The 23,432-nt window shown below is 52.5% G+C and carries 19 protein-coding genes and 4 pseudogenes; 7 read left to right on the forward strand and 16 right to left on the reverse strand.

The window, feature by feature from the left end; all coding sequences use genetic code 11:
- Positions 1–23 precede the first annotated feature (23 nt).
- Positions 24–500 (reverse strand): hypothetical protein, encoded by a 477-nt coding sequence (locus ABOC21_RS28645; RefSeq protein ID WP_426815803.1) that lies wholly within the window; start codon positions 498–500, stop codon positions 24–26.
- Between the two features lie 48 nt (positions 501–548).
- A protein-coding gene (locus tag ABOC21_RS28650) for an IS5 family transposase (RefSeq protein WP_426812222.1) occupies positions 549–1,393 on the reverse strand; the annotation gives its coding sequence in 2 pieces (ribosomal slippage) (positions 549–1,048 and positions 1,048–1,393; 846 coding nt in all).
- Between the two features lie 299 nt (positions 1,394–1,692).
- On the opposite strand from ABOC21_RS28650, the pseudogene ABOC21_RS28655 reads away from it, so the two are divergent.
- A pseudogene (locus ABOC21_RS28655) lies at positions 1,693–2,639 on the forward strand (IS30 family transposase).
- A gap of 381 nt (positions 2,640–3,020) precedes the next feature.
- Here ABOC21_RS28655 and ABOC21_RS28660 read toward each other — a convergent pair.
- The 5 genes from ABOC21_RS28660 to ABOC21_RS28680 all read right to left on the reverse strand — a co-directional run bounded on the left by ABOC21_RS28660 (position 3,021) and on the right by ABOC21_RS28680 (position 6,625).
- Positions 3,021–4,934, reverse strand: coding sequence for a heavy metal translocating P-type ATPase (locus ABOC21_RS28660; protein ID WP_426815860.1), 1,914 nt, complete (start codon positions 4,932–4,934; stop codon positions 3,021–3,023).
- 5 nt (positions 4,935–4,939) lie between these two features.
- On the reverse strand, positions 4,940–5,257 hold the full coding sequence (locus tag ABOC21_RS28665; protein WP_426815804.1) for a YtxH domain-containing protein: 318 nt from the start codon (positions 5,255–5,257) through the stop codon (positions 4,940–4,942).
- Between the two features lies 1 nt (position 5,258).
- Positions 5,259–5,597, reverse strand: coding sequence for a hypothetical protein (locus tag ABOC21_RS28670; protein ID WP_426815805.1), 339 nt, complete (start codon positions 5,595–5,597; stop codon positions 5,259–5,261).
- A complete protein-coding gene (locus tag ABOC21_RS28675; RefSeq protein WP_426815806.1) occupies positions 5,581–6,231 on the reverse strand; it encodes a hypothetical protein in 651 nt (216 codons plus the stop codon). Before ABOC21_RS28675 ends, ABOC21_RS28670 begins: the two co-directional genes overlap by 17 nt.
- Positions 6,232–6,304: 73 nt before the next feature.
- Positions 6,305–6,625 (reverse strand): hypothetical protein, encoded by a 321-nt coding sequence (locus tag ABOC21_RS28680; protein WP_426815807.1) that lies wholly within the window; start codon positions 6,623–6,625, stop codon positions 6,305–6,307.
- 298 nt (positions 6,626–6,923) lie between these two features.
- Here ABOC21_RS28680 and ABOC21_RS28685 point away from each other — a divergent pair, with 298 nt between their 5' ends.
- Entirely contained in the window at positions 6,924–7,289 is a 366-nt protein-coding gene (locus tag ABOC21_RS28685; protein WP_426815808.1) for a hypothetical protein, read from the forward strand.
- Between the two features lie 196 nt (positions 7,290–7,485).
- On the opposite strand, the pseudogene ABOC21_RS28690 reads toward ABOC21_RS28685, so the two are convergent.
- Positions 7,486–8,511 (reverse strand): annotated as a pseudogene (locus tag ABOC21_RS28690) (IS630 family transposase).
- 213 nt (positions 8,512–8,724) lie between these two features.
- Positions 8,725–9,492, reverse strand: a complete 768-nt coding sequence (locus ABOC21_RS28695; protein ID WP_426815809.1) for an AraC family transcriptional regulator — start codon at positions 9,490–9,492, stop codon at positions 8,725–8,727.
- 108 nt (positions 9,493–9,600) lie between these two features.
- On the opposite strand from ABOC21_RS28695, the gene ABOC21_RS28700 reads away from it, so the two are divergent.
- From ABOC21_RS28700 to ABOC21_RS28715, 4 genes and pseudogenes are all read left to right on the forward strand, one after another.
- Positions 9,601–10,389 (forward strand): sulfite exporter TauE/SafE family protein, encoded by a 789-nt coding sequence (locus ABOC21_RS28700; RefSeq protein WP_426815810.1) that lies wholly within the window; start codon positions 9,601–9,603, stop codon positions 10,387–10,389.
- Between the two features lie 150 nt (positions 10,390–10,539).
- Positions 10,540–10,854 (forward strand): annotated as a pseudogene (locus tag ABOC21_RS28705) (transposase); the annotation flags it as partial.
- Positions 10,854–11,108, forward strand: a pseudogene (locus tag ABOC21_RS28710) (helix-turn-helix domain-containing protein); the annotation flags it as partial. The pseudogenes ABOC21_RS28705 and ABOC21_RS28710, both read left to right, overlap by 1 nt.
- 90 nt (positions 11,109–11,198) lie before the next feature.
- A complete protein-coding gene (locus ABOC21_RS28715; protein WP_426815811.1) occupies positions 11,199–11,465 on the forward strand; it encodes a sigma-S stabilization anti-adapter protein IraP in 267 nt (88 codons plus the stop codon).
- A gap of 124 nt (positions 11,466–11,589) precedes the next feature.
- Here the strand turns inward: ABOC21_RS28715 and araC are convergent, their stop codons facing one another.
- The 7 genes from araC to ABOC21_RS28750 all read right to left on the reverse strand — a co-directional run bounded on the left by araC (position 11,590) and on the right by ABOC21_RS28750 (position 22,090).
- A complete protein-coding gene (gene araC / locus ABOC21_RS28720) occupies positions 11,590–12,462 on the reverse strand; it encodes an arabinose operon transcriptional regulator AraC (protein WP_426815812.1) in 873 nt (290 codons plus the stop codon).
- A gap of 29 nt (positions 12,463–12,491) precedes the next feature.
- Positions 12,492–14,501 carry a beta-galactosidase gene (locus ABOC21_RS28725; RefSeq protein ID WP_426815813.1) on the reverse strand — a complete coding sequence of 670 codons (2,010 nt, stop codon included), beginning with the start codon at positions 14,499–14,501 and terminating at the stop codon, positions 12,492–12,494.
- Positions 14,502–14,519: 18 nt separating this feature from the next.
- On the reverse strand, positions 14,520–15,752 hold the full coding sequence (locus tag ABOC21_RS28730) for an oligosaccharide MFS transporter (protein ID WP_426815814.1): 1,233 nt from the start codon (positions 15,750–15,752) through the stop codon (positions 14,520–14,522).
- A 634-nt stretch (positions 15,753–16,386) separates the two neighbouring features.
- Positions 16,387–17,973 carry a carbohydrate porin gene (locus ABOC21_RS28735; protein ID WP_426815861.1) on the reverse strand — a complete coding sequence of 529 codons (1,587 nt, stop codon included), beginning with the start codon at positions 17,971–17,973 and terminating at the stop codon, positions 16,387–16,389.
- Between the two features lie 596 nt (positions 17,974–18,569).
- Positions 18,570–19,964: a glycoside hydrolase family 1 protein gene (locus tag ABOC21_RS28740; RefSeq protein WP_426815815.1), complete on the reverse strand. Its 1,395-nt coding sequence runs from the start codon at positions 19,962–19,964 to the stop codon at positions 18,570–18,572.
- Positions 19,965–19,988: 24 nt separating this feature from the next.
- Positions 19,989–21,878, reverse strand: coding sequence for a PTS beta-glucoside transporter subunit IIABC (gene bglF / locus ABOC21_RS28745; protein ID WP_426815816.1), 1,890 nt, complete (start codon positions 21,876–21,878; stop codon positions 19,989–19,991).
- Positions 21,875–22,090, reverse strand: coding sequence for a hypothetical protein (locus ABOC21_RS28750; RefSeq protein ID WP_426815817.1), 216 nt, complete (start codon positions 22,088–22,090; stop codon positions 21,875–21,877). The genes bglF and ABOC21_RS28750 overlap by 4 nt, the downstream gene beginning before the upstream one ends.
- 160 nt (positions 22,091–22,250) lie before the next feature.
- Between ABOC21_RS28750 and ABOC21_RS28755 the strand changes: the two genes are divergently transcribed.
- The gene (locus ABOC21_RS28755) at positions 22,251–23,198 is read left to right on the forward strand and encodes an IS30 family transposase (RefSeq protein ID WP_426815818.1); all 948 of its coding nucleotides are present in this window, start codon (positions 22,251–22,253) and stop codon (positions 23,196–23,198) included.
- The last annotated feature ends 234 nt before the right edge of the window (positions 23,199–23,432 follow it).

The following is a 23,432-nucleotide window of genomic DNA, read 5'->3' on the forward strand; positions in this document are numbered from 1 at the left end:
TGGGATAGGCTCTTAGCGATTTATTAGGAACCTTGATACAACTTATACAACCAGTTTCTAACTGTTTGATATTCAACATTATACAAACCACTTTTCGCTTGTATGAAGGGCTTGCGGAGCTTTTGTCTGTTGAGAGCAATAAAGTCCTTGCATCCATGCTCAGTAAAACAACAAGTTACGAACACATCAATTTCCTTTAATGCTACACGATGCCACTTATCATTATCTAACTTCCCGGCCTTGTAGTTTTGAGACAATTGAAAAGCTTGTGATTCTTTGGCTTCACGGTGTTGATCGTCAATCCAAGTGATACGGTCATACTCATAATCAGCGTCAACTATTATCTCTAGCTGTTCATAAACGCAATAAAGAGGATCACTAACTTTCTGACTGCTCTGAATTCGCAATCTATGAGAAATATCGAAAAATAAGGGGGGGAATGTTTTGGAGCGCCCCTCCAACTCAGTAACCTCTTGGATTTTCTGCTCTAAGTCCGCCACGAGAGACTGAACAGTAGCCAAGTCAAAGCTACGACTAGGCTGTGTCCCTTAATTACATAACCTCTTGTAAAACAATCGGATGCAACCCAGTTTCACCATCGCCAGATAATTCCTCGCCGTTTTGTCGTAACGTGTGGCAATGCGGCGGTATTCTTTCAGGCGACCAAAGCACCTCTCAACAACATTGCGATTGCGGTAGGCTTCACGATCGAGTGGTGAACGACCATCTGTGGCCATTTTTTCATTGGATTTACGCGGGATGACAACTTTTATCCCTCTTCTTTTCAGTTCGTTACGTAACGCATGTCCGGAGTAGGCTTTATCAGCCAGTACTGCATGACCACGGCGCTTGATACTTCCGTTCTGGCGCTGAACACCGATACCGTCCAGAAGACGTTGTGCAAACTGGCTTTCGTGAGCCTGACCGGGACTCAGTACGATGTTTAACGGCAGACCACTTCCGTCTGTCGCCAGATGAATTTTGGTGCCAAAACCACCGCGAGAGCGACCCAGCCCATTATCTCCGGTGATATCGGGTTGTTTTTTTGCGCACCGGCAGCACATTTCAGCGCCCGGATATTGCTGCCATCCAGTGCAGTGGCCGACCAGTCCACGAGGCCATGTGCATCCAGAGCTGAAAGTAACTTGTTGAAAATAATGTTAATCACACCCGATTTTGACCATCGGTTAAAGCGGTTATAAACGGTCTTCCATGGGCCGTACCGTTCAGGTAAATCACGCCATGGTGCACCTGAACACAGCACCCAGAACATGCCGTTGATGATCATACGATGCTCCGCCCACGGACGCCCGGCCTGTGGAGAGGCAGACGCTGCTGGCAGAAAGGGTTGGATGATAGTCCATGCTTCATCGGGAATGTCGTAGCGAGCCATAGTTTAATATGTTGTGGAAACAGACAGTTACTATAGCTCAGGTGATTACGGGACACAGCCTAGTTTCATGTATTGTTTTGATATTTTCTAGGTAGCTAAGTTTACTTAATCCATCTCCACTCATTCTTTTTCGTCTTGCGATATCGCCTTTAATCTGTAATAACTTACTCTTAGAGATATTCATGATTTTAAGTCTCGCGAATTCAGATAATAAGTGCAACGCTCAGTCATGTGGATGGAGGGACGGTTAGCTGCCGATAAGCTATCCTGCTCTTCCGACCAAAGATGAGCGAGTCACTATGAAATATCAGCAGCTAACCGAAGGGTTACGATACCAGATAGCCCTGTTGTGTGAAGATAAAGTTAGTCAGGCAGAGATTGCCCGCCGCTCAGGCGTGAGCAAATCAACGGTCTCGCGGGAACTGCTTCGTAATCGTTCTGTAGATGGCTACCAGCCAGCGGCAGCACAGAAGCTCAGTACCTGCCGCTGTAAAGAGGCCGGCAAACGCAGGATGCACGAGGATACGGTCTTCTTTGTTGAGGCTGCGCTAAACTGGCTGTGGAGTCCGGAACAGATCAGCGCCGTTGGCCGTATCATCGGCAGACCGGTTAGTCACGAGTGGATTTACCAGCATGTTCAGGCTGATAAAGCCATTGGCGGCGAACTATACAAGCTCCTCCGGCAGGGTAAACGCCGTTATCGCAAAGGCTATGGTAAAAAGCGAAGTCCGATACCTGACGCCGTATCCATCGAGCATAGACCGGCCGTTGTTGATGCTCGTACCCGACCGGGTGACCGGGAAGCGGATCTGGTTCCGGGTAAACAAGGCACCGGAGCCATCGTGACGCTGGTCGAGCGTAAAAGCCGTATTTATCTGACGAAAAAGGTGTTTTCGAAAGATTCAGGCGAAGTGGCCACAGCCATTATCTCGATGCTGAGCGGCTACAAAGATGTCTGCCATACCATCACGTTCGACAATGGCGGGGAGTTTACTCAGCACAAAGAGATCGCAGCGGCCCTGGAAACGGAAACCTGCTTCGCTCACCCCTATGCTTCGTGGGAACGTGGGCTAAATGAGAATACCAATGGGCTGTTGAGGCAGTTTATCCCCAAAGGAACTGACCTGACAGCAGTGACGGATGACGAGCTCCGCAAGTACCAGAGAGCACTGAACAGCAGGCACGAAAATGCCCCGGATTCCGGCAGCCATCAGCGGTCTTTGCAGAGTTAAGACAGGCGGCTTAGCGTTGCACTTCGAACTTGAATCCGCCATGGTGATGGATGAACTGTATTAACTCAGACTTGAGCTGGCAGTTTTCACCGGCAGCACACAATCAAATCTGACAGTCTGCTTTGAGTGAAATGAACACTCGACCCCGTACACAGAATCGTGTACAGGGTCAGTATCAACGATGCTCAGGTGCCCTACGTCTGGCCGCGAGTGAACGCAATAACACGGCCAGCGTGGTGCCATTGTGTAGCAATGCACTGCCCCCTGGCGATAGCCCTCCAAGGGCTGCCGTTAGCATAATGCCGCTGTTTATCCACTCTGTCAGCGCGATGTTGCTATGTACCAGTCGCATCGCCTCTTGCGCCAATTCTCGTGCCAACACGACTCCATGCAAACTATCCTGCAATAACACGGCATCCGCCGACTGTTGTGCCAGACTCTGTGCTCTGATTCATCGCCAACCCGACATCCGCCTGCGTCAGTACAGGCGCGTCGTTCACGCCATCACCGATGAACAGCACCGTACGCCCCTGTTGTTGCAATAAACGGACTTCATCAACCTTGCTTTCCGGTGTCGCTTCCGCCACACACTGGTCAATGCCGAGTCTGTTTGCCAATTGTTGCGTCTTCTCTGCGCGATCACCGCTCATCAGCACAATGTTGCTAATGCCTGCACGACGCAGTTGTGCAATCACCGAGCTTGCTTCCGCACGCACATGATCTTGCAAACCGATCATTCCCACCAAATGATCGTCAAGGCTGATAAACAACAAATGGCAGCCTTTCTGCTCCAGTTGCACAATCTCAGCATCAAACGGTGAAAAATCAATCTGGTAGTGAACCTCGAGGAAGTGACGGCTGCCGATGGTCATACGATACTCATCCAGCTCACACAGTAACCCATGTGCAATCACATAGACGACTTCACCATGATTAATATGCAGTAACGCATGATGGTTTGCCGCCGCCACCACCGCTTTTGCCAGCGGATGATTACTATGCTCTTCCGCCGATGCGGCAATCGCCAATAACCGTTTCGCCCAGGCTCGCTCAGGATCGAAACTGACGACATCCGTCACTTGCATATCACCATGGGTCAGCGTACCCGTCTTATCAAATACCACGGTATCCACGACCGCAAGCTGCTCAATCGCATGTCCGCCTTTAAGTAGTAACCCGCTGCGTGCAGCACGGTACATAATGGATTTGAACGCAATCGGTGTGCTTAGCTTCAGCGCACAGGCGTAGTCAACCAAAAACACCGACGCCAATCGCCGCCAGTCGCGCGTCAGCGCAAACACCGCTATGCCCACCCCAAGCGTGATGGTCACACGGCGCTCAGCCATCGCCTGCGTCACTTTCTGCGTTTCGCTGTGCTGGCTGAGCGATTCGCTGATAAAACGGCGAATATTGGCGATCGAGGAATCGTCACCCACGCGCTCTGCACGCACGGCAATGTTGCCCTCCTGCACCTGGGTCCCCGCACACAGCCACTCACCGCTTTCGCGTCGTACCGGTACGCTCTCACCGGTCATGGAGGCCTGATTGATCAACCCAATGCCGCGCAGCACCTTGCCATCGGCGGGTATTGTATCCCCAGGTCCAAGCAGCATCACATCGCCCTGTTCCAGAGTGGAAGAAAGAAGGGTGACGCGCTCGCCATTACGTTCCACCCAAACCTCATGTTCACGCGGGCGTAACAGACTGGCGAGAAGCGCATCAGAATGACGGCTGGTCTCCTGTTCCATGTATTCGCCCAGCGTAAGCAGCGTTTGCGTCAGCATCGCGGTGCGGTTATCGCCACGCAACAGCGAGAGTCCCACTGCTAGCGCATCCAATACCTCAACGTTCAGCTCACGTCGCCACGCGGCAGCAATGCCTTGCGCCAATGTCTCACTGGTAAGCAGCAGAGTGGGTAGCGTTGCCCAGCGCGTTGATACGCCATGCGCCAGCAGTAACCCGCTAAGGTTAAGCAGGTTATCGCCGCCACAATATTCAGCTTCCACCTCGCGCTCCGTGCGCTGTAGCCAGTCCAATGCCTGTAATTTTGTCAGCAGGCCGGCTTCATCCGTCTGCGTCGGCTGATATTCAACAACAGCCGCTCCGATCGTCGCACGCACACGGACACGGGTTACCCCAACCAAGGCCAGCAGTTGGTGACGCAACCAGCCGGCCGCGTTGGGATAACGCGTCAACAGAGGTAGGCGAACACGCAAGCGTCCAGGAAGGCGGTGTATGACACAGACCGGAGACCGTATCGTGCTGTTATCGCCCATCGTTTGCCCCGCTGCATCATTGGCGGCAAGCATGCATTTCACTGCGAATCCTGTTCCTGCTGACGGTAATAATCCAGTTCTGCTTGCAGATCGGCCAGACGCTCTTTTAACTCTTCCACTTCACCGCGCACCGTACCCCAGGCTTTTTTTGCTGTTGCTGACAGCCCTTGTTGCACCTGACGGTTAGTCAACAGGTAGGTCAGTGCGACGCCCGTGACCACCCCCGTCACAAAGTGGGTAGGCCCGTTTTCCTGACGGTAAGGTGCATTCTGCGCAGTGACGGGATAAGGGGCGTAGGCCACTTGACCATTGGGCAGTCGATAGGCGTAGAAATAGGGGGAAGTTGCTGATGCCATCTCAATTATCCTCTATGACGTTTTGCTGAAACAGGTCACTGGGTTGCGAACGCGGTTGCAGCGAATCCAATACATACAGACTGGCAATGCCAGCGCTGGCCACTGTCAGCCAGGTCAGCAGCGGTCTCCCGGCGCTGGCATTGGCGACGGCCATGACGGCGCCGCTTACCACCCCGGCTCTGGCAGCATCGCGTGCAACGGTGACAGCGCCTTCGTTGAGGGTCAATTCACCGCGGTGATAGCGCCGCCACTGCTCCAGACATGAGGTGGTGGTGCCGACCAGTGCGCCCGCCACCAGCGCACGGCTTATCGGACTCAATGCATCACGGCTGTTGCTCATCCGGCGTCACCTCCGCCGTCGGTTGTGGTGCACGATGGCGTTCAACCGACTCATGGAATCCGGCTTTTCCTGCATTCACCGTGTCACGAAAAATGGTGCTGCTGGTCGCCACCGTCTCTTTCACATTTTCCGCTCCGCTGGTCACTGATTCCTTCACTTTGGCACCACCGGTATTGAGCAAATCGCCTGCGCTGCATAATGTTTGGGTCAGCATTTGGCGTACATTGTCGTTGGTCAGCAACAATGTCACCGCTGCGCCAATCATCGCGCCCTTCCAGAATTCTTTGTCATCGACACCGACCGCGCTAATCAGTTTTTTCAGCATTCCGGCCTGCTCGCCCATGATGTTTTCCACCATCCCTTGCGCCTGGGCGCTCCAGTCCAAGCCATGCGCGGCGTGGTGGTGATGCCCCGTCGGGGGCGGCGTCATGTGCGGTGGAAACCCTGCGGCGGGCGGGAAATACCCAGGAGGAAAATAGCCGGGAGCCGGTTGCGGATACCATATCGGCTGCGGTGGCCAACCCGGTTGGGGGGCAGCCACGTTTTGTCCCTGATCACCCTGCGGTACAAAATAGGGGTAGCAATAAGGCGGGAAGTAAGGCGCCTGATTCACAGGGTTGTTTTCATTACTCATAACGTGCCTCGCTAACATGGTTTACTCAAGAGCATGCTGACTCAATGAGCCAGAGTTAATCAGAGAGCATGGGTTATTCGATAAACAGGGTCTGAAGTTGCATTAATGCTTGATGAGCTGCGTACTCATCGCTGCCGAACAGTGTCGTTAGCAGCGCCGGAGAAAGTCGGCTGGCGCAATATTCCAACACCAGGCTGCCCGTCGCGGCGTTGAAGACGCATTTCTGTAAACAGCTATCGGGATGACACAGCGTCTTCAGCGCAGCCAGCTTGCTCTGACTCAACACGGAAACCCAACGGTGGGTAAAGCTCAGGCGAATACGCCCGGGAATATGGTGCGCCACAGTGACAAAACGACGCAGCGTCATCAAACTTTGCAAATCGTCTACCGGCATGAAAATCTCTTGAACCTCCGATCTATGGGATGCACAATCCAGCCGCATAGCGACCACAACATCAGACTGCGTTTACAGGCAATGCGCAAACAACAGGAAAAATAAATGATAAATAATCAGATTCATTGTAGCGTAGCGGACTATAGATCACTTGGTATTTATAAGGTTATTTGACAGTTATTTGTTTTTTGTCAAGTCACGCCGACAATGGAAATGATAGACATTACCATTTCGATAATATAAATTCGTTTCATTAGCATAAATTGTGTTCATTTTAACCAGTACGAGTAACGCCGACATGTCGCCTTATCTGCATCAGACACCTAATCGCATTCGTATTCGTTCCGAATACATTCAGCGCAACCCAGACGGTGTGGCTGACACCATCGCACAGTTGCGTCAACTCGCAGGGGTTGAGGAGATAACGCATCGGCTTTACGCAGGGTCAGTTACCATTATTTTTGACAGTAAGATCCTGACCGGCAATCAGTTGCTGGCGCACATTGAGCCAGAATGCTGGTTATCCGTCGCCCGCAATAAAACCTATATTGACCAATCCATTCATCGTTATACCCGCTCGCTGGCGAAAGGACTGGCCTTAATGACGCTGAATGTGGCGATTAAAGGGCCGTTGATCAGACAACTGACAACATTCATGCGCTAACACGTCGCCCTACCTATCACACATAATCGGCGGAGAGGTTCGAATCCTGTGACGGGTCCCAAATTTAAAAAGATGTGATTCCATGGCTATGTTTGCAAAGTATGTTGGTCATGCCGTAATGCAATTTGTAGCCATACTTTCACATCAATGACTGTGGTCTCAAACAGCCTCCTCTAAATAGCTGCGCCTAATACCGCTACACTTTTGCCAGCCCATGTTGTCCTCCGGAATGGGCTGATGGTTTCCATAAAATGGCGAACTTCAACAGTTGCCACATTGAACGGCACTGATGATTGCGCGTTATCGTGTCGTGAAGTGCCTGCCATAACCGCTCCACGTGGTTCACCCATGGGGAGTACACTGGCTGGTAAATCACTCTGAACTTTGGATTCGCTTTCAGCCAGCGCTGTTTTTCATGGCTTTTATGGATATTGTAGTTATCCACGATGAGTGTGATGGTTTTTGCCCGTCGATATGTGGCCTTAAGATGTTTCAGCAGGTTTATGAACAGCGCTGAGCTTTTGCTGTTGCCACCAACGTAACTGACCTTTCCCGTGCCGCTGTGTAAGGCTCCGCCAGGATAATATTTCTCATTCCGGCCCGGCGTGACCACACGCTTTTGCTGTCCGCGCAGTTGCCAGTCTGCGCCGATTTTTGGATTAAGATGAATATCCACTTCATCCTCATAAAAGACCGGGTGTGCTCCCCTGCATTCGTCCAGCGCTTTATGGATTGCTGCCATCTTTTCCTCTTTGTGCGGGTCACGGATGCATAGCGTGGGAGCGGCTCTGCGCCACACAAGTCCGGCTGCGGGCAACCAGCGACGGACGGTTCCGGGATGCAGCTGACATCCGGTTATCTCATTGATTTTTATCGCCAGCAACTCTGTACTCCATCGTGAACGCTGGCAGCCAAAATCACCGGGAGAGCGTTTTACCAGCTCTCGTAACAATGCACATATATGCTCAAAGGGCCAGCGGCGGGAACGTCCTGCGGGTAAGGACGTCAGGCCTTCAACACCCGACTGCGTAAACCAGTTAATCCAGCGCCCAACGGATGAGCGGGCACAACAGAGTGTTCTGGCAACGTCGCTGACACGGTCGCCCCGGTGCAGCATTAGCATGGCAGTTAGCCTGCGGGCATAATTTTTGTCGCGCGTTTTATGGATAGTTTTCTGCATCAGACGTCGTTCGCTACGGGGAATGGGGGCTATGATCGGCATCGCTCAGTCCGGTTGGTGATTATGGTTGGTTCGGCGATTGATCAGATCGCACAATCCGGGCTGAGTTCCCTCAAAGTGATCTACTATTCCGCGCAGCTATTTAGCCCAGACTTGATCTGACAGTTTTCTCTGGCAGCACACAATCAAATCTGACAGTCTGCTCTGCGCGATGCGCGGAAGTTCCTTACGATAGTAATTAAACACAGGGATCTTTCAAGCTGGGCGATAAAACGAAGGAGGCTGGCCCGTCACTCGGCGGAACATGGTCGCAAAGGATGAACCGTAGTCATAGCCGAGCAACAGCGCCACTTCATTTATCTGCTTGCCGGTTATTAGCAATGTTATTGCGCTGAAGACACATGCTCTCTGCCGCCATAGGGAAAATGACATGCCAGTTTGCTGCAGGAAATGGCGACGAAATGTGCTGTCGCTCATAAACATCGCCTTGGCCCAACGCTTTGCTGGATCGTGAATATTAGGGGCCAGTAAAAACGTCTGGCACAGCGCCAACAGCGCAGGCTGCTGTGGCAGAGGAATGTTGAACTCGCGCGCGGGCATAGCTGCCAGTTCCAGTAACATTAAGTTAATCAGAGCATGTTCGCGCTCGCTACTATACAGTGGAGGAACATCTACCGCTTCAAGCAGTAACTGACGCAAAAGTGGCGATATGCCAATGACTTCGCAGCGACTTCTGTAACGAACCCGCGCCGCACATTCTGGACTTATATAAAGACTCCTCGTTGTCACGCCAAAATACTTCACCGCGTGCAGGGTTTCTGGAGGGATCCAAACCGCATGTTGTGGCGGCACCACCCATTCTCCGTCACGGGTTGATACATGCATCTGCCCGGTTGCTCCATACAGGAGTTGTGCGCGTCTGTGCTTATGCGGAGCCAGTAAAAAACCACGCGCATAGTCATTGCCAATTGCGACCACGTCACGCCCCATAAAATCGAAATCTTCAATGCTTACGTTGCGCACTTTTTCCTCCATCTGACCGATTGGCAAGGATAATTGAGCGCTGTGCAAATGTGAAGTGGGGTGCAGGCGCGATAAGCTACGGTTTCTATTTCACAGCGGAACATTTTCTTGAACGATATCCTCATTATTACTCTGGCAGGTTTTTTTACTGGTATTAGTACAGTGCTTTTTGGATTTGGCGGCGGTTTTGTTGTTGTGCCCTTTGTCTACCAGATGCTGTTGCGCCAACCGGAACTGGCAGGTGATGCAATGCATATTGCCGTTGCTACCTCGACAGCGGTGATGATATTTAATGCGGGCTGGATCAGCTATCGGAATTGGCAAGCGGACAAGTTTTCACTGCAAACGTTGTTCCCAATGTTGTGGTTTATCGCCATTGGTGCAGTAGCTGGTTCATGCCTTGCTGGAATATTGAGCGAGGCTGTGGTTCGCATTCTGTTTATTCTGTATATGCTAGTGACGATTGGTGACTGCCTGCTGCGTAGAGGTTTCTTCAACAATCGTTCTCTGCGTCCTTTGTCACCTTTAACAGTAACTGGCGGTGGTGTGCTGATCGGCATGGTTGCAGCAATGTTGGGGGTGGGCGGCAGCGTCATGACGGTGCCACTGTTGCGACGACACGGTCACACAATGCGTTATTGCATTAGCGCAGCCAACCCGCTTTCGTTGCCGGTGGCACTGTGTGGTGCCGTGACCTATTCGATTAGTGGCTGGCATAAAATCCCGGAAAGCGGTTTTTTAGGTTTCATTAGTCTCGAAATTTTAAGTTTACTGGTGCTGACTGGTTGGGCCGGGATTGTTTTTAGCCGTAACTATATCCCTGCGGTACCGGATGACTGGCACGCGCGTATATATGTGTTGCTACTGTGTGTGGTACTACTGTCAATGCTGCTTTAAGCAAACCCTGTTTTGCGAATTCTGTTGATATTATAGACCCCATTATCCGCGAATTCAGATAATAAGTGCAACGCTCGGTCATGTGGATGGAGGGACGGTTAGCTGCCGATAAGCTATCCTGCTCTTCCGACCAAAGATGAGCGAGTCACTATGAAATATCAGCAGCTAACCGAAGGGTTACGATACCAGATAGCCCTGTTGTGTGAAGATAAAGTGAGTCAGGCAGAGATTGCCCGCCGCTCAGGCGTGAGCAAATCAACGGTCTCGCGGGAACTGCGTCGTAATCGTTCTGTAGATGGCTACCAGCCAGCCGCGGCACAGAAGCTCAGTACCAGCCGCCGTAAAGCGGCCGGCAAACGCAGGATGCACGAGGATACGGTCTGCTTTGTTGAGGCTGCGCTAAACTGGCTGTGGCGTCCGGAACAGATCAGCGCCGTTGGCCGTATCATCGGCAGGCCGGTTAGCAGGTCATCGGCGCGGTGGCCGAATTCGAGCGCGACCTGCTGATTGAACGTACTCAGGCCGGTCTGATGCGGGCGAGGGCGTCTGGTCGCCATCCCGGCAGACCTTTCTCGCTTTCGCCGGAACAGCGTCAGCAGGTCCTTGACCGTCTCAATGGCGGCGCCACCATTGCTGCCGTGGCCCGTGAATTCAGTACCACACGTCAGACCGTCATGCGTGTCCGCGACAACGGTGCCAGAGGAAAGCATGGAGGATAATTAATCGCATTCCTTTTTTGTACAAAGTGTTACATCATGAGCCACACTTGACAGGTACATTTTTAAAGCGAAAATCGCTGGAGCTGAGTTATGAACAATCTTCTTGCATCGCTGCTGGTTAAGCTGGCACAACGGGATGTCGCGGACAAAGATTTGTACGCAATGGTCGAGTCCCTTGACATTATTGCTGCTGCAATACTTGACTCACTGCCAGAAGAGCAGGGACGGCGGGTTACCGCTCTCATCGATTCTGCGCTACAGAGGCAGGAAGAAAGCAGTCAGCCACACTATAAATCAGACCTTGATTTGCTTGCGGGGCACATTCACCGTGTCACAGATGTTATTGGCAGAAACTAACTGATTTCTCCAGGTCAGACTGGGCTGAAGCAAAGTCCCACGGCAAGGCCGGGGATTTACCGAGCTTAATTACGCTTTTAACTTTGCCTGATTTAAATAACCGCCATCTACTATTTGGAGCTATTTAGCGGTCACGCTCCGGATAGCGTTTACGGTATTCCCCCGGCGGGATGCCATTATGTTTTCGGAAAATCCGCGTGAAGTAGACCGGGTCTTCGTAACCTACCGATAGCGCGATTTTATTTAACGGCAGCGAGGTACTTTGAATTAACCATTTCGCGCGGTTGATACGCTGCGTCTCGCGCCAGGCGTATACCGTTTGCCCCAGTTCATTTTTGAACAGATGCGCCAGCCGCGAAGAGGAGATAAAGACCATCGCCGCCAGGGTTTCAATCTTAATCTCCTGGGCAATGTGTTCATTGAGATAGTCGCATACGGCGTTAATCCGCGGATCGTGAACATGGCGGTTGCTGATGGGCTGCCGCTGGAAACAGGCGAGGATCAGGCGCTCGAGTGCATTCATGGCCAGCGCTTCTGAAAGTGGGGCAGAAGCGGAGTGATGGCGGATGACCTCATAGAAAAGATCGCATAGATGTTGCAACTGATCCGGACCATTAACCGCGGTTTTTCCGATACCTTGGGTGGTTTGATCCCATTTCAGCCAGTCTATCCAGTAAGGTCGTGGTATAAAATAGATCCATAAATGATCCCAGTACTCACTGCGCTCGTCACGCCCGTAGTGGTGAGCAACACCGGGTGGGAACAGCAGCAGATCATTTTCACGAAACAGCAGGGTACCGTTGCCGGCTTTGGCACGCGCCTGACCACGCAGGGTCAGGTTGATGATGTAACCTTTCATCCCCTGAGGGCGATTGATGTAGTAGTCCAGCTTTGAACCGCGAGTAATTGGGGTAAAACCCGCAACGATCCAAGCATTGAAGGTGAAAGTCTTCATCAATGGCGAGAAATTCAGAAGATCATTGATATCCTGTTCCATAGTTCCCCTACCTGAGCGCCGCAGATCATTTAACTTTCGATGATACTAAATTCCCACGCGTTGAGATGCAACGGCTGGCCGCAGCCGACCTGACTGCCGCTGAGCAGCTCTTTGCCTGTCGTTTCGCTGATAAAATCGACCGCCTCGGCGGAGTAGTTGAACAGGAAATTCAAGTAGTTACCATCCCGATTGCGCATCTTTTTGACCACCAGAGGATAGCGGTAGGCCGATGTACGCGAGTTCAGATCAACATCAGCGTTCAGCAAATCAAACAGCTGGCTAATGAGCGTTTTCTGCGGCAGGAAGCCCACGTAAATTGCACGTCCCTGACCGTAATGTGCGTCGGTGGCGGCAGCATAGTCGCCCCATGCCGAATGTTGATAGCGTAGCAGCGTACGCGTGTTGGCGGTTGGGGTCAGTAATTCCATCCACAGCTCAGCCTGATTATCTGTGCTGCAATCAAGGGCCGCGCAGCACGAAGCCACTCTGGTCTCTTCCGGCAGGGTGAACTGGCTGTAGCTGACGCCACAGGCTGAGTGCAAAATCCCCGGCTGCGTGCTGCTGCGCACCTTCACGTTTTCATCGCTAAAGCCTGACTTAAAGCCGATCAAGGCGTTCCCACCTTGTTCAATATAGCGGTTGATCCGCTCCAGTAAGCCATCATCGGCGGCGTAGAGGCCGGGAATAATCAGTGTGCGATAGCGCGAGGTTTCTTCGTTAACATCGTGGATAATGTCGAGGCTGACATTGTGGTCGTACAGCGCATCGTAGAAACGGCGGAAAATATCGTTATAGACATTGCCCTGGGCATCGCCGGGACGGAACTGGTTCAGGCCGTCCATCGCATCATTGCTCACCAGCAGCGCCACATCATTCTCTGCCTGTAGCCCCGCTAACTGTGGCGACAGGCGCACGAAGTCAGCACCAATGGTGGTTGCTTCCTGCAAGGTCGCGTTACGTGAGAAATCGTGGCTTAACAACCCCTTCCAGTAGGTTTCGAACGAATTATGGATCGAGTGCCAGTGCCAGTAGGAAACCATTGCCGCGCCTGATGCTATGTGGCTGAAGGCCTGCAGACGCAACTGGCCAGGGAAAGGGGTCCACTGGGCGAAGCCCTGCGCCTGGGTCTCCAGGACGAAGTAGTTCTGCCCCTGCTTTAGCGAACGGGCGATGGCCCCACCAAATGCGATTTCACGCCCGGTCAGGTGCTTCTGGCTGGGGTGATAGATATCGACACCCGCAATATCCAGCGTTTGTGCCGCAGCAAAGTGATCGACACGCGGCTGCACGCCATAAGAATAGCTGCGCCATTCAAAATCGAAATTATGGGTGACAAACTGCTGCGGCTGCGCATATTCACGTACGATTTTCGCCTGCCAGGCCAGATATTCCGTTACCTGCTGACGCTGATAGCGTGAGAACGCGCAGGCAAGACTGGCATTGATCGTGTTTTCAACCGGCGGAAAATCCTGCCAGCTGTCGATTCGGTTGCTCCAGTAATCCAGCCCAAAATCCTTGTTCAGCTGTGCGAGAGAGGGGTATTTCTCCTGTAGGCTGCGAACGAAGCCCTCCTGCATGTAGCGGCCGATATTGTCATAATGCTTAGTTTCGTTATCCAGCTGCCAGCCGATAATCGCGGGATGATGCTGCACGTGCTTCATCAAGGTACGGATAATTTTTTCGGCATAGCGGCGAAAGGTCGGGTTGACGATATCCATGATCTGCCGCGGGCCATACTTTTGCTGCCCCTCGACGGTGGTGACCAGAATGTCCGGGTGTTTGGTCGCCAGCCAGGCGGGAACGGCGTAGGTTGGCGTGCCGATGATCACCGCGATCCCGGCCTCATGCATCGCATCCAACACCCGGTCGATATGATAGAAGTTATACTCACCTTCTTGCGGTTCAAGGGTGCTCCAGGTGGACTCAGCAATACGTACCACGTTAATGCCCGTTTTGCGCATTAAGGCGATATCTTTCGCCAGCCGGTCTTCCGGCATATATTCATCGTAATAAGCAACGCCATAATAGAGAGCAGACATAAAAATCATCTCCTTAAATTAATGCACGGATACCGGGGGGGGAGTAAAAATACGGTTACTGTCCAGCGTAATAAACGAAATAAGCGTGAAACACAGTGCAATACCGCCGAGAACGATATAGCTGCTGGTAAAACCTATGTTCTGGTACATATGACCAATGCCAGTAGAAAGGAAAATAGAGCTAAAGCTTTTCGAGAACTGGAACCCGATTAAATAAACGGTAGCGGAAAGCAGAGGTGTGAAATTGGCAAAAATATATTTTAATGCCGCAACAAGCAGAACCGAGCTTTCAAAGCCGTGGAGAAGTTTAATCAAGCTAATAGAGACCGGGCCGACAGCCCAGGCGGAGCCAATAATGCGCAGGCTCATGATCAATCCGCAGTAGAGCAGGGCATTTTTCGGACCGATTTTATTGACGAACCACGGGGCGAAGAACATCACCACCGCATCAAGGAAAATCTGACCCGTGGTTAAATAACCGAAAACTTCCGCACCGTGCGCTTTACTCTCAAAGAAGTGGCTGTAATAGATAGCGAATTGCTGATCGTAGGTCTCATAAATCGCACCGACGCCAACCATGTACATGGCGAAGAACCAGAATTTTTTCATTTTCAGCAGCAGGATGGCATCGCTCAAGGTGACTGGCGACGTTTTACCGACCTGCATTTCCCCTTGCTTATCGGTGTTAATCTGCATTTTCCACACAATAATCAGCAAACAAACGCCGGCACAGCTGGCCATCCAGAAAATCATATTCTGGTCGACACCATAGAGCTTACCGGCCGCAAAGGTCCCGATAGCTGCACCAATACCGCCAAACATTCTGGCACGCCCAAACTCAAACCCGGAAGCGCGGCTGACCTTATCAATGTAGGCTTCGCAAATACCGCAGCCTGCACCGTAGGCCATACCAATATATATGCCGCCCGCCAGTGCTCCGACAAAGACGTTAAATTTTAACAGGGGTGCGAAGATGTAAATCCAGTAGGGTGCGAATAAGGTGATAATTATCGCCAACATCCACATCAGATTCTTACGATAAATTAATTTATCGGAAACAAATCCGAATAGTGGCTGAACACAAACGGCAACAATCGCAGTGAATGAATAAACCAGACCCACATCGGTATAGTTAATGCCGATGGTTTCCGTCAGCCACAGTGATAAATAGGGAAAACAACATCCCCAGCCAATAAAGAAGAACAGAAAGAACAGACAGCTTATAGAGTAATTTTTATTTGATTTTATCATGATAACCCTTCCTTCCTTTGTGCAGCAATATTCTCGTTTAGACGCGAGCAAAGTTACCTTCTTGTACAAAGAGACGTCATGAACGTTTCGCTAAGGAATAGTAATAATCTGCTATCGCCTGAGAGGCGTGAGCCGTTTCACATTCTTGATGGTTAGGAATCGGCGATCTGGAAAAACGGTTTAAAAACTCACTGACCATGACTAAATAGCTATATGGACACCTCCCCGATGCAAGCACCGGCAGATCTTTTTCTGACGAAGTAGCCACACACATATATCTGGCTTCGCCTCGCTGTTGAAAGGATCCCTGCGTACGGCCCCGTATAAATGCATCCTCTGTGGCAACCGGCTGCACTTTGTCAGCGCACAGGCCGGCAGGAATGTCACGGAGTTAGTGGCGGAAAGGCTCCACGGGATCGCCAGAAAACAATGGCTTCTGACACAGGCCGCAGGATAGGTGCGCCCGAAAAATGGGTTTCCGATTAAAAACACACCGAAAACAGCATTTTATTGCCATAATTTTCCCGACAACACACCATCACTGCGTTTCTGAATCCAGTGTTCATGGTCAGTGAGTTTTTAAAATTTTTTTCCATTCCTAACCATGAACTTGAATCCGCCAGTTACCGTCTCGTTATTTCCACCACACCTCCGCCTGTACACCGACGGTGAACTGATCGTTCTTCGCGTCGGCAAATTCAAACTGGCTGATGCCGTTATCCTTCACTTTCAGGTAGGTGCCATAGAAACGAATTTCCGGGCGCGATGTCAGTATGCTGGTATCCACCTTGAGGGCATGGTAGAGCGTGGTTTTATAAGCGGACTCATGATATTCCGTGCTGCCGACTTTATTTTTCTGATCGAACCATCCCAATTCCACACCGGTCTGATTGTTGTTATCCCAGATATAAGCCGGACGCACGACGGCGCGGTAGGAATTAAAGTCAGTGTGGGCGCCGGTGTTATAGTCGTAAACATCATTACCGTGCGCATAAACCAGCGCATGGGCCATAATCACATCAGGATGAAGATAGTTTTCACCCTGCGAAATAATACGGTAGGCCTTGCCGTTATTGTGCTCGCCGTAGTATTGGTCGTTATAACTGTAAGTCGGGTTGGAATCGGAAATCAGGCCGTAGCCGCTGGCGATGGAATTATTCGCCCCTTGCAGCGTCAGCTCATTAAATCCGCCGCCGTTGAAGTTCTGGCGCAAAATAAGTCCGGCATGCCAAGCATCTTTCACGCTGTAATAGCTGCCGTCGTCCTCATTTTTATGGTTGCTGTTAGTTTCATTCGGCATGGCATAGCGGCCGAAGACTTCCAGCGTGGCTTTATCCCACAGAGGGATCTCCTTATAACGCGCCTCGACGCTGTTAGTGTTCACCTGCTGGGTATTGCCGGAGGTGGCGTAATCCACCGCGTGGGCATTAATGTCCTCGCGGGTCAGCGATATATTCAGCTTGCCGGGGCCCAGCTGCCAGTTTTCTATCCCAACGCCGGAGCCCGCGTTGGTACGGTGGCTTTTCCAGTCCAGCATCTGGATTTCATACACCGGCAGGTTATGTTTACCCACCCAGAAATTCGCTTCCGGTGCAAACGGCAGGAACCCTTTGGTGGTCAGGTAGATATCGGAGAACTGCAACAGGTTTTCCGAATCTTTGTCAAACCAGCCGCTGGAATACTGCTGGCCGACGTTGCCGTCCAGCATCACCACCGCCTTCGCCACTTTGCCGCCGTAGTCGTACACTTTCTGCGACAGCTGCAAGTCAAACCAAGCGCTGTTTTCCTGCCCGAAGCGGCCCAACGAACCAATGGCGTAGGACTTCGGCGCGCCGCGCGTGCCGGTGGACCAACCGGAGCGGAAGTAACCAGAGTACTCGAAGCCGATGTCATTCTTAACGTATTTGCTGATGTCCGCCAGCGTGACGCCCTGTGCTGGCGTGGTGCCGCTCACGGCAACAGGAACGCTCTCCGCAGCGGCGGCGGTCGGCGCGGCGGCAACGGTTCCGGCCCCGCCAGCAACCGGCTGGAGGTCAAAGACGGCTTTATATTTACGCAATTCCTGTTTCGTCGATTGTAATTCCTGCTGGTTTTCCGCTAACTGCTTCTCCAATAATTCCAGCCGCTGCTCAACAGTGAGTTTCGCCGCCATAGCACTATTGGAAAAAATCGCGGAGGAAATTAGCAATACACTTAATTTGAGTTTGTTATTTTTATTCATCATCATTACCCCTGTAGAGTTGCTCTATTTTGAGATAATAAGAACGCCTGATGCCCTGGGTCGGCACTCTTAGTTCGTTAATCATCAATCAAACCAGCGTTATGCCCGCGCTGGCTATTTTTATAACGCGTATTTGATGTTCCCTTGGTTGTTATATTTTCTGCGCCGTAAAGGGTGGCGAATAAAATAACTTGGCGTACAACTCCAGGCATGGCAAAAAATATTTATTTGCTGATTACCATAGGGTGACGCCAGTGTTTTTTCCGGGTCAAATGCTTCCCAGAACGTATCCGCCCCCGCGTTGATCATTCCTCCTCAATAACTTTTCACCAGTTGCCGCGCCTGCTGCGGCAATCCGCTCTGTACTAGGGCGTCCACCATGTGGTGGTACAGGTAGTGCGTCAGCGGTCGCACCGCGCCCTCATGCGCCATCGTCTGTTGCAACACGGCGGCGCTTTTGAGGCTCAGGCAATACCTGCGCCAGTGCCAGCCACACGTTGGAGGCCCACGACACCTACTGCCGTTCGCCGCTGATAAACAGCCGCTGTCACTCGTCGTAGAAATGTGTCCGGGTGGTGGGACTCATCCGCGTAACCTTATTTCAACGCGTTGCCCCGGCTTTTGATCACTTCCGCATACCAGTGGAAGCTCTTTTTGCGCCGACGTTCCAGCGTGCCGTTTCCCGCGTCGTCACGATCGACGTAAATAAAACCGTAGCGTTTCGACAGTTCAGCCTTCGAGGCGCTGACCAGATCGATCGGTCCCCAACTGGTGTAGCCCAGTACTTCAACGCCGTCTTCCAGCGCTTCCGCCACCTGCACCAGATGGTCGTTCAGGTACTGGATGCGGTAGTCGTCGTTGATGCTGCTGTCGGCTTCCAGTTTGTCCTTCGCCCCCAGCCCGTTTTCCACGATGAACAGTGGCTTCTGGTAGCGGTCGTACAGCACGTTGAGCAGGTAGCGCAGCCCTTCCGGGTCGATCTGCCAGCCCCATTCCGAGCTTTTCAGATGCGGGTTGGGAATGATGTCCAGAATGTTGCCGCGCGCTTTTTCCATCTCCGCTTCATCGGCGCTGGCGCATCCGCTCATGTAGTAGCTGAACGAGACAAAGTCGACGGTTTCTTTCAGCGCCTGACGGTCCTCGTCAGTGATCTCCAGCGTAATACCGCGTTCCTTAAAGAAGCGCGACATGTAGGCCGGGTAGGCGCCGCGCGCCTGCACGTCGCCGAAGAACTGCCATTCGCGGTTCTGCTCCAGACTTTTCATCACGTCGGACGGCTTGCAGGTCAGCGGATAGAGAATGCCGCCCAGCAGCATGTTGCCGATTTTGGCGTCGGGAATGATCTCGTGGCAGGCTTTCACCGCCTTGGCGCTGGCGACCAACTGGTGGTGAATCGCCTGATAGACCTGCTGCCGCGAACTGTCGCGCGACAGTCCCACGCCGGTGAATGGCTCGTGCAGCGACATGTTGATTTCGTTGAAGGTCAGCCAGTATTTCACCTTGCTGCCAAAGCGCTGGAACACCGCACGGGCGTAGCGCTCGAAGAACTCGATGGTTTTGCGGCTGCCCCAGCCGCCGTATTTTTTCACCAGTCCGACCGGCATTTCGTAGTGTGACAATGTCACTAACGGCTGAATGTTGTGCTTTACCAGCTCGTCAAACAGCCGGTCATAGAACGCCAGACCGGCTTCGTTCGGCGTCTCTTCGTCGCCCTGCGGGAAAATGCGCGTCCAGGCGATGGAGGTACGCAGCACCGTGAAGCCCATTTCGGCGAACAGTGCGATATCCTGAGGGTAGCGGTGATAAAAATCGATGGCGACGTCTTTAATATTGCTGTCGCCCGGCGTGCGCTCGACGATCGGCCCGAACACCCCTTGCGGGTTCAGATCCGAGGTGGACAGCCCTTTGCCGTCGGTGGCGTAAGCCCCTTCCACCTGATTGGCGGCAACCGCGCCGCCCCACAAAAAGTCTTTCGGAAATCGATGACTCATTTCTTCTCTTCCTTATCGTCAGTCTCAACGCACCAGCTTCAACAGCGGCGCACTCTCCTGCACCGCACCGTCGGCCACGGGCAGGACGTCAATGTAATCTTCGGTATTGGTAATAATGATCGGCGTCGTAGTCTCATAACCCGCCGCCTCGATTGCCTGTTGGTCGAACTCCACCATCACGTCACCCACTTTGACCTCGTCGCCTACTTTGACGCGCGGCGTGAAGTGCTGGCCGTCCAGCTTGACGGTGTTGATGCCGACGTGGATCAGGATTTCCGCGCCGTCGTCGGCGGCCAGTCCAATGGCGTGGTTAGTCTTGAACAGCGACGCTACGGTGCCGTTGACCGGTGACACCACCCGGCCGGTCAGCGGCTTGATGGCGATACCTTTGCCCATCAGCCCGCTTGCGAAAGTCTCATCGCTTACCTGCTCCAGCGGCAGAATTTCGCCGTGAATAGGAGCGTTAATGGTCTGTTGGCGCAGAATGGCCTGGGCGGGCACGGAAGCAACTTGCGGCGCAGTTTCAGCCGGAGCGGCTTCCTGCTTCACGCCGAACAGCCAGGTCGCCAGCGCGGAGAAGCTGAACGCCACCAAGGTGCCGATAATGCCGCCCCACACCGAGATATCTATGCCGCTGGCGGGAATGATCTGGGTGAAAGTGAAGATGCTGGGCAGTCCGAAGGAGTATTGGGTGGTGCCGAAATAACCGGCGATGCCGCCGCCCAGCGCCCCGCCGACGCAGCCCAGAATAAACGGACGGCGCAGAGGCAAGGTGACACCGTAGATGGCCGGTTCGGTAATGCCGAAGATCCCTGCAGGGAACGCCGAACCGGCGATGCCTTTAAGCTTCATATCCTTAGTTCGCAGGAATACGCCCAGCGCCGCGCCCGCTTGCGCCAGCACCGCCGGGGTCAGGCACGCGATCATACTGTCGTGGCCCAGCGCGCTGAAGTTGTTGATCATCAACGGCACAAAGCCCCAGTGCAGACCGAAAATCACCAGCACCTGCCACACCGCGCCCATAAAGCCGCCGGCGAGGGTCGAACTCGCGCCGTAGATCAGCAGATAGCCATGCGCCAGCTGATGACTCAGCCAGGTAGTGACCGGCCCGATCAGCAGGAACGTCAGAGGCACGGTGATCAGCAGGCAGAAGGCGGGGGTCAGGAAGTTGCGCACATGGGCATGCAGGAACGCCTTCAGCGGTTTTTCCAACCGACAGGAAACCCACGAGGCGAAAATAATCGGAATCACCGAGGATGAGTAATTGATAAAGGTGATCGGAATACCGATAAAGTGCAGCGGCTGATAATTCGCCGCCGACGTGGCGTTAAACGCCTCAATCATCGTCGGATGAACCAGCGCGCCGCCAATCGCCATCGTCACAAAGGCGTTGCCGCCGAATTTTTTCCCGGCGGTATAGCCCAGAATAATCGGGAAGAAATAGAACAGCGAATCGCTGGCGGCAAAAAACAGCTTATAGTTCCCGCTGTCCATCGACATCCAGCCGCAGGCCAGACACAGAGCCAGGAAACCTTTCAGTATCCCGGAGGCGGCCATAATTCCCATCAGCGGCGTGAAGATACCGGAAATAATATCGATGAAGCGCGACAGGATATTTTCCTTGCTCTCGCCTTCCGTCTCTTCCGTATTTCCTGCGGAGCGTTCGCCGATGCCGGAAACATCGAGCAGGTCTTGATACACCTCGCTTACATGGTTCCCAATCACCACCTGAAACTGCCCACCGCTTTCCACTACCATGATCACGCCGGCATTGTTTTTAAGTGCCTCCGCATCTGCTTTTTTATGGTCTTTCAACTTAAAGCGCAGCCGGGTCGCACAGTGGATAACACTGTTCACGTTGCCGCGTCCGCCGACGCCTTCAAGAATTTCATTGGCGAATGTTTTGTATTTCATTGCCTATCCTTCATATTCAGTAACCGCTCAAGCGAATCCATACCATGGATGCCCGACAGTGTTTTAAGTGCAAAAAAAAACCTGAACCCCGCTTTTTTCGCTAAAGAAAATACAGGGTTCAGGTTTTGCCCATATCTGAGAAACTCAAATACGGTAACAATCCGATTGATGGGTGCAGAATGGACGCCTTTGAGCAAGCTGGCAAGCCCCACGTTCATCCTGCATGCCATTTTGTGACGCCACGCAGATTTTTACTTTTAATGCTGAAGCGCGAATTCAGATAATAAGTGCAACGCTCGGTCATGTGGATGGAGGGACGGTTAGCTGCCGATAAGCTATCCTGCTCTTCCGACCAAAGATGGGCGAGTCACGATGAAATATCAGCAGCTAACCGAAGGGTTACGATACCAGATAGCCCTGTTGTGTGAAGATAAAGTGAGTCAGGCAGAGATTGCCCGCCGCTCAGGCGTCAGCAAATCAACGGTCTCGCGGGAACTGCGTCGTAATCGTTCTGTAGATGGCTACCAGCCAGCGGTAGCACAGAAGCTCAGTACCAGCCGCCGTAAAGGGGCCGGCAAACGCAGGATGCACGAGGATACGGTCTTCTTTGTTGAGGCTGCGCTAAACTGGCTGTGGAGTCCGGAACAGATCAGCGCCGTTGGCCGTATCATCGGCATGCCGGTTAGTCACGAGTGGATTTACCAGCATGTTCAGGCTGATAAAGCCAGTGGCGGCGAACTATACAAGCTCCTCCGGCAGGGTAAACGCCGCTATCGCAAAGGCTATGGTAAAAAGCGAAGTCCGATACCTGACGCCGTATCCATCGAGCAGAGACCGGCCGTTGTTGATGCTCGTACCCGACCGGGTGACCGGGAAGCGGATCTGGTTCCGGGTAAACAAGGCACCGGATCCATCGTGACGCTGGTCGAGCGTAAAAGCCGTATTTATCTGACGAAAAAGGTGTTTTCGAAAGATTCAGGCGAAGTGGCCACAGCCATTATCTCGATGCTGAGCGGCTACAAAGATGTCTGCCATACCATCACGTTCGACAATGGCGGGGAGTTTACTCAGCACAAAGAGATCGCAGCGGCCCTGGAAACGGAAACCTGCTTCGCTCACCCCTATGCTTCGTGGGAACGTGGGCTAAATGAGAATACCAATGGGCTGTTGAGGCAGTTTATCCCCAAAGGAACTGACCTGACAGCAGTGACGGATGATGAGCTCCGCAAGTACCAGGGAGCACTGAACAGCAGGCCACGAAAATGCCTCGAATTCCGGCAGCCTTCAGTGGTCTTTGCAGAGTTAAGAAAGGCGGCTTAGCGTTGCACTTCGAACTTGAACCCGCCCTTAAGAAAATATGTATTCAGATCATACATATTTCACACAGAGTATGGCAACTCAGCGTCAGGCAGACGGCGGGGTTTTCAATTTGCAGCCGCCAGGCTGCCCTGTTCATAATAAAGATAGACTGATTTAACCTAACAAAATATTCACGACATCTTTTTATTTCTTCGCGGAGAAAAACGTTAGATAATGCCGTGCAACGTTTAATAT

Source organism: Klebsiella sp. WOUb02, from assembly GCF_050058015.1.
Lineage (GTDB): Bacteria > Pseudomonadota > Gammaproteobacteria > Enterobacterales > Enterobacteriaceae > Klebsiella.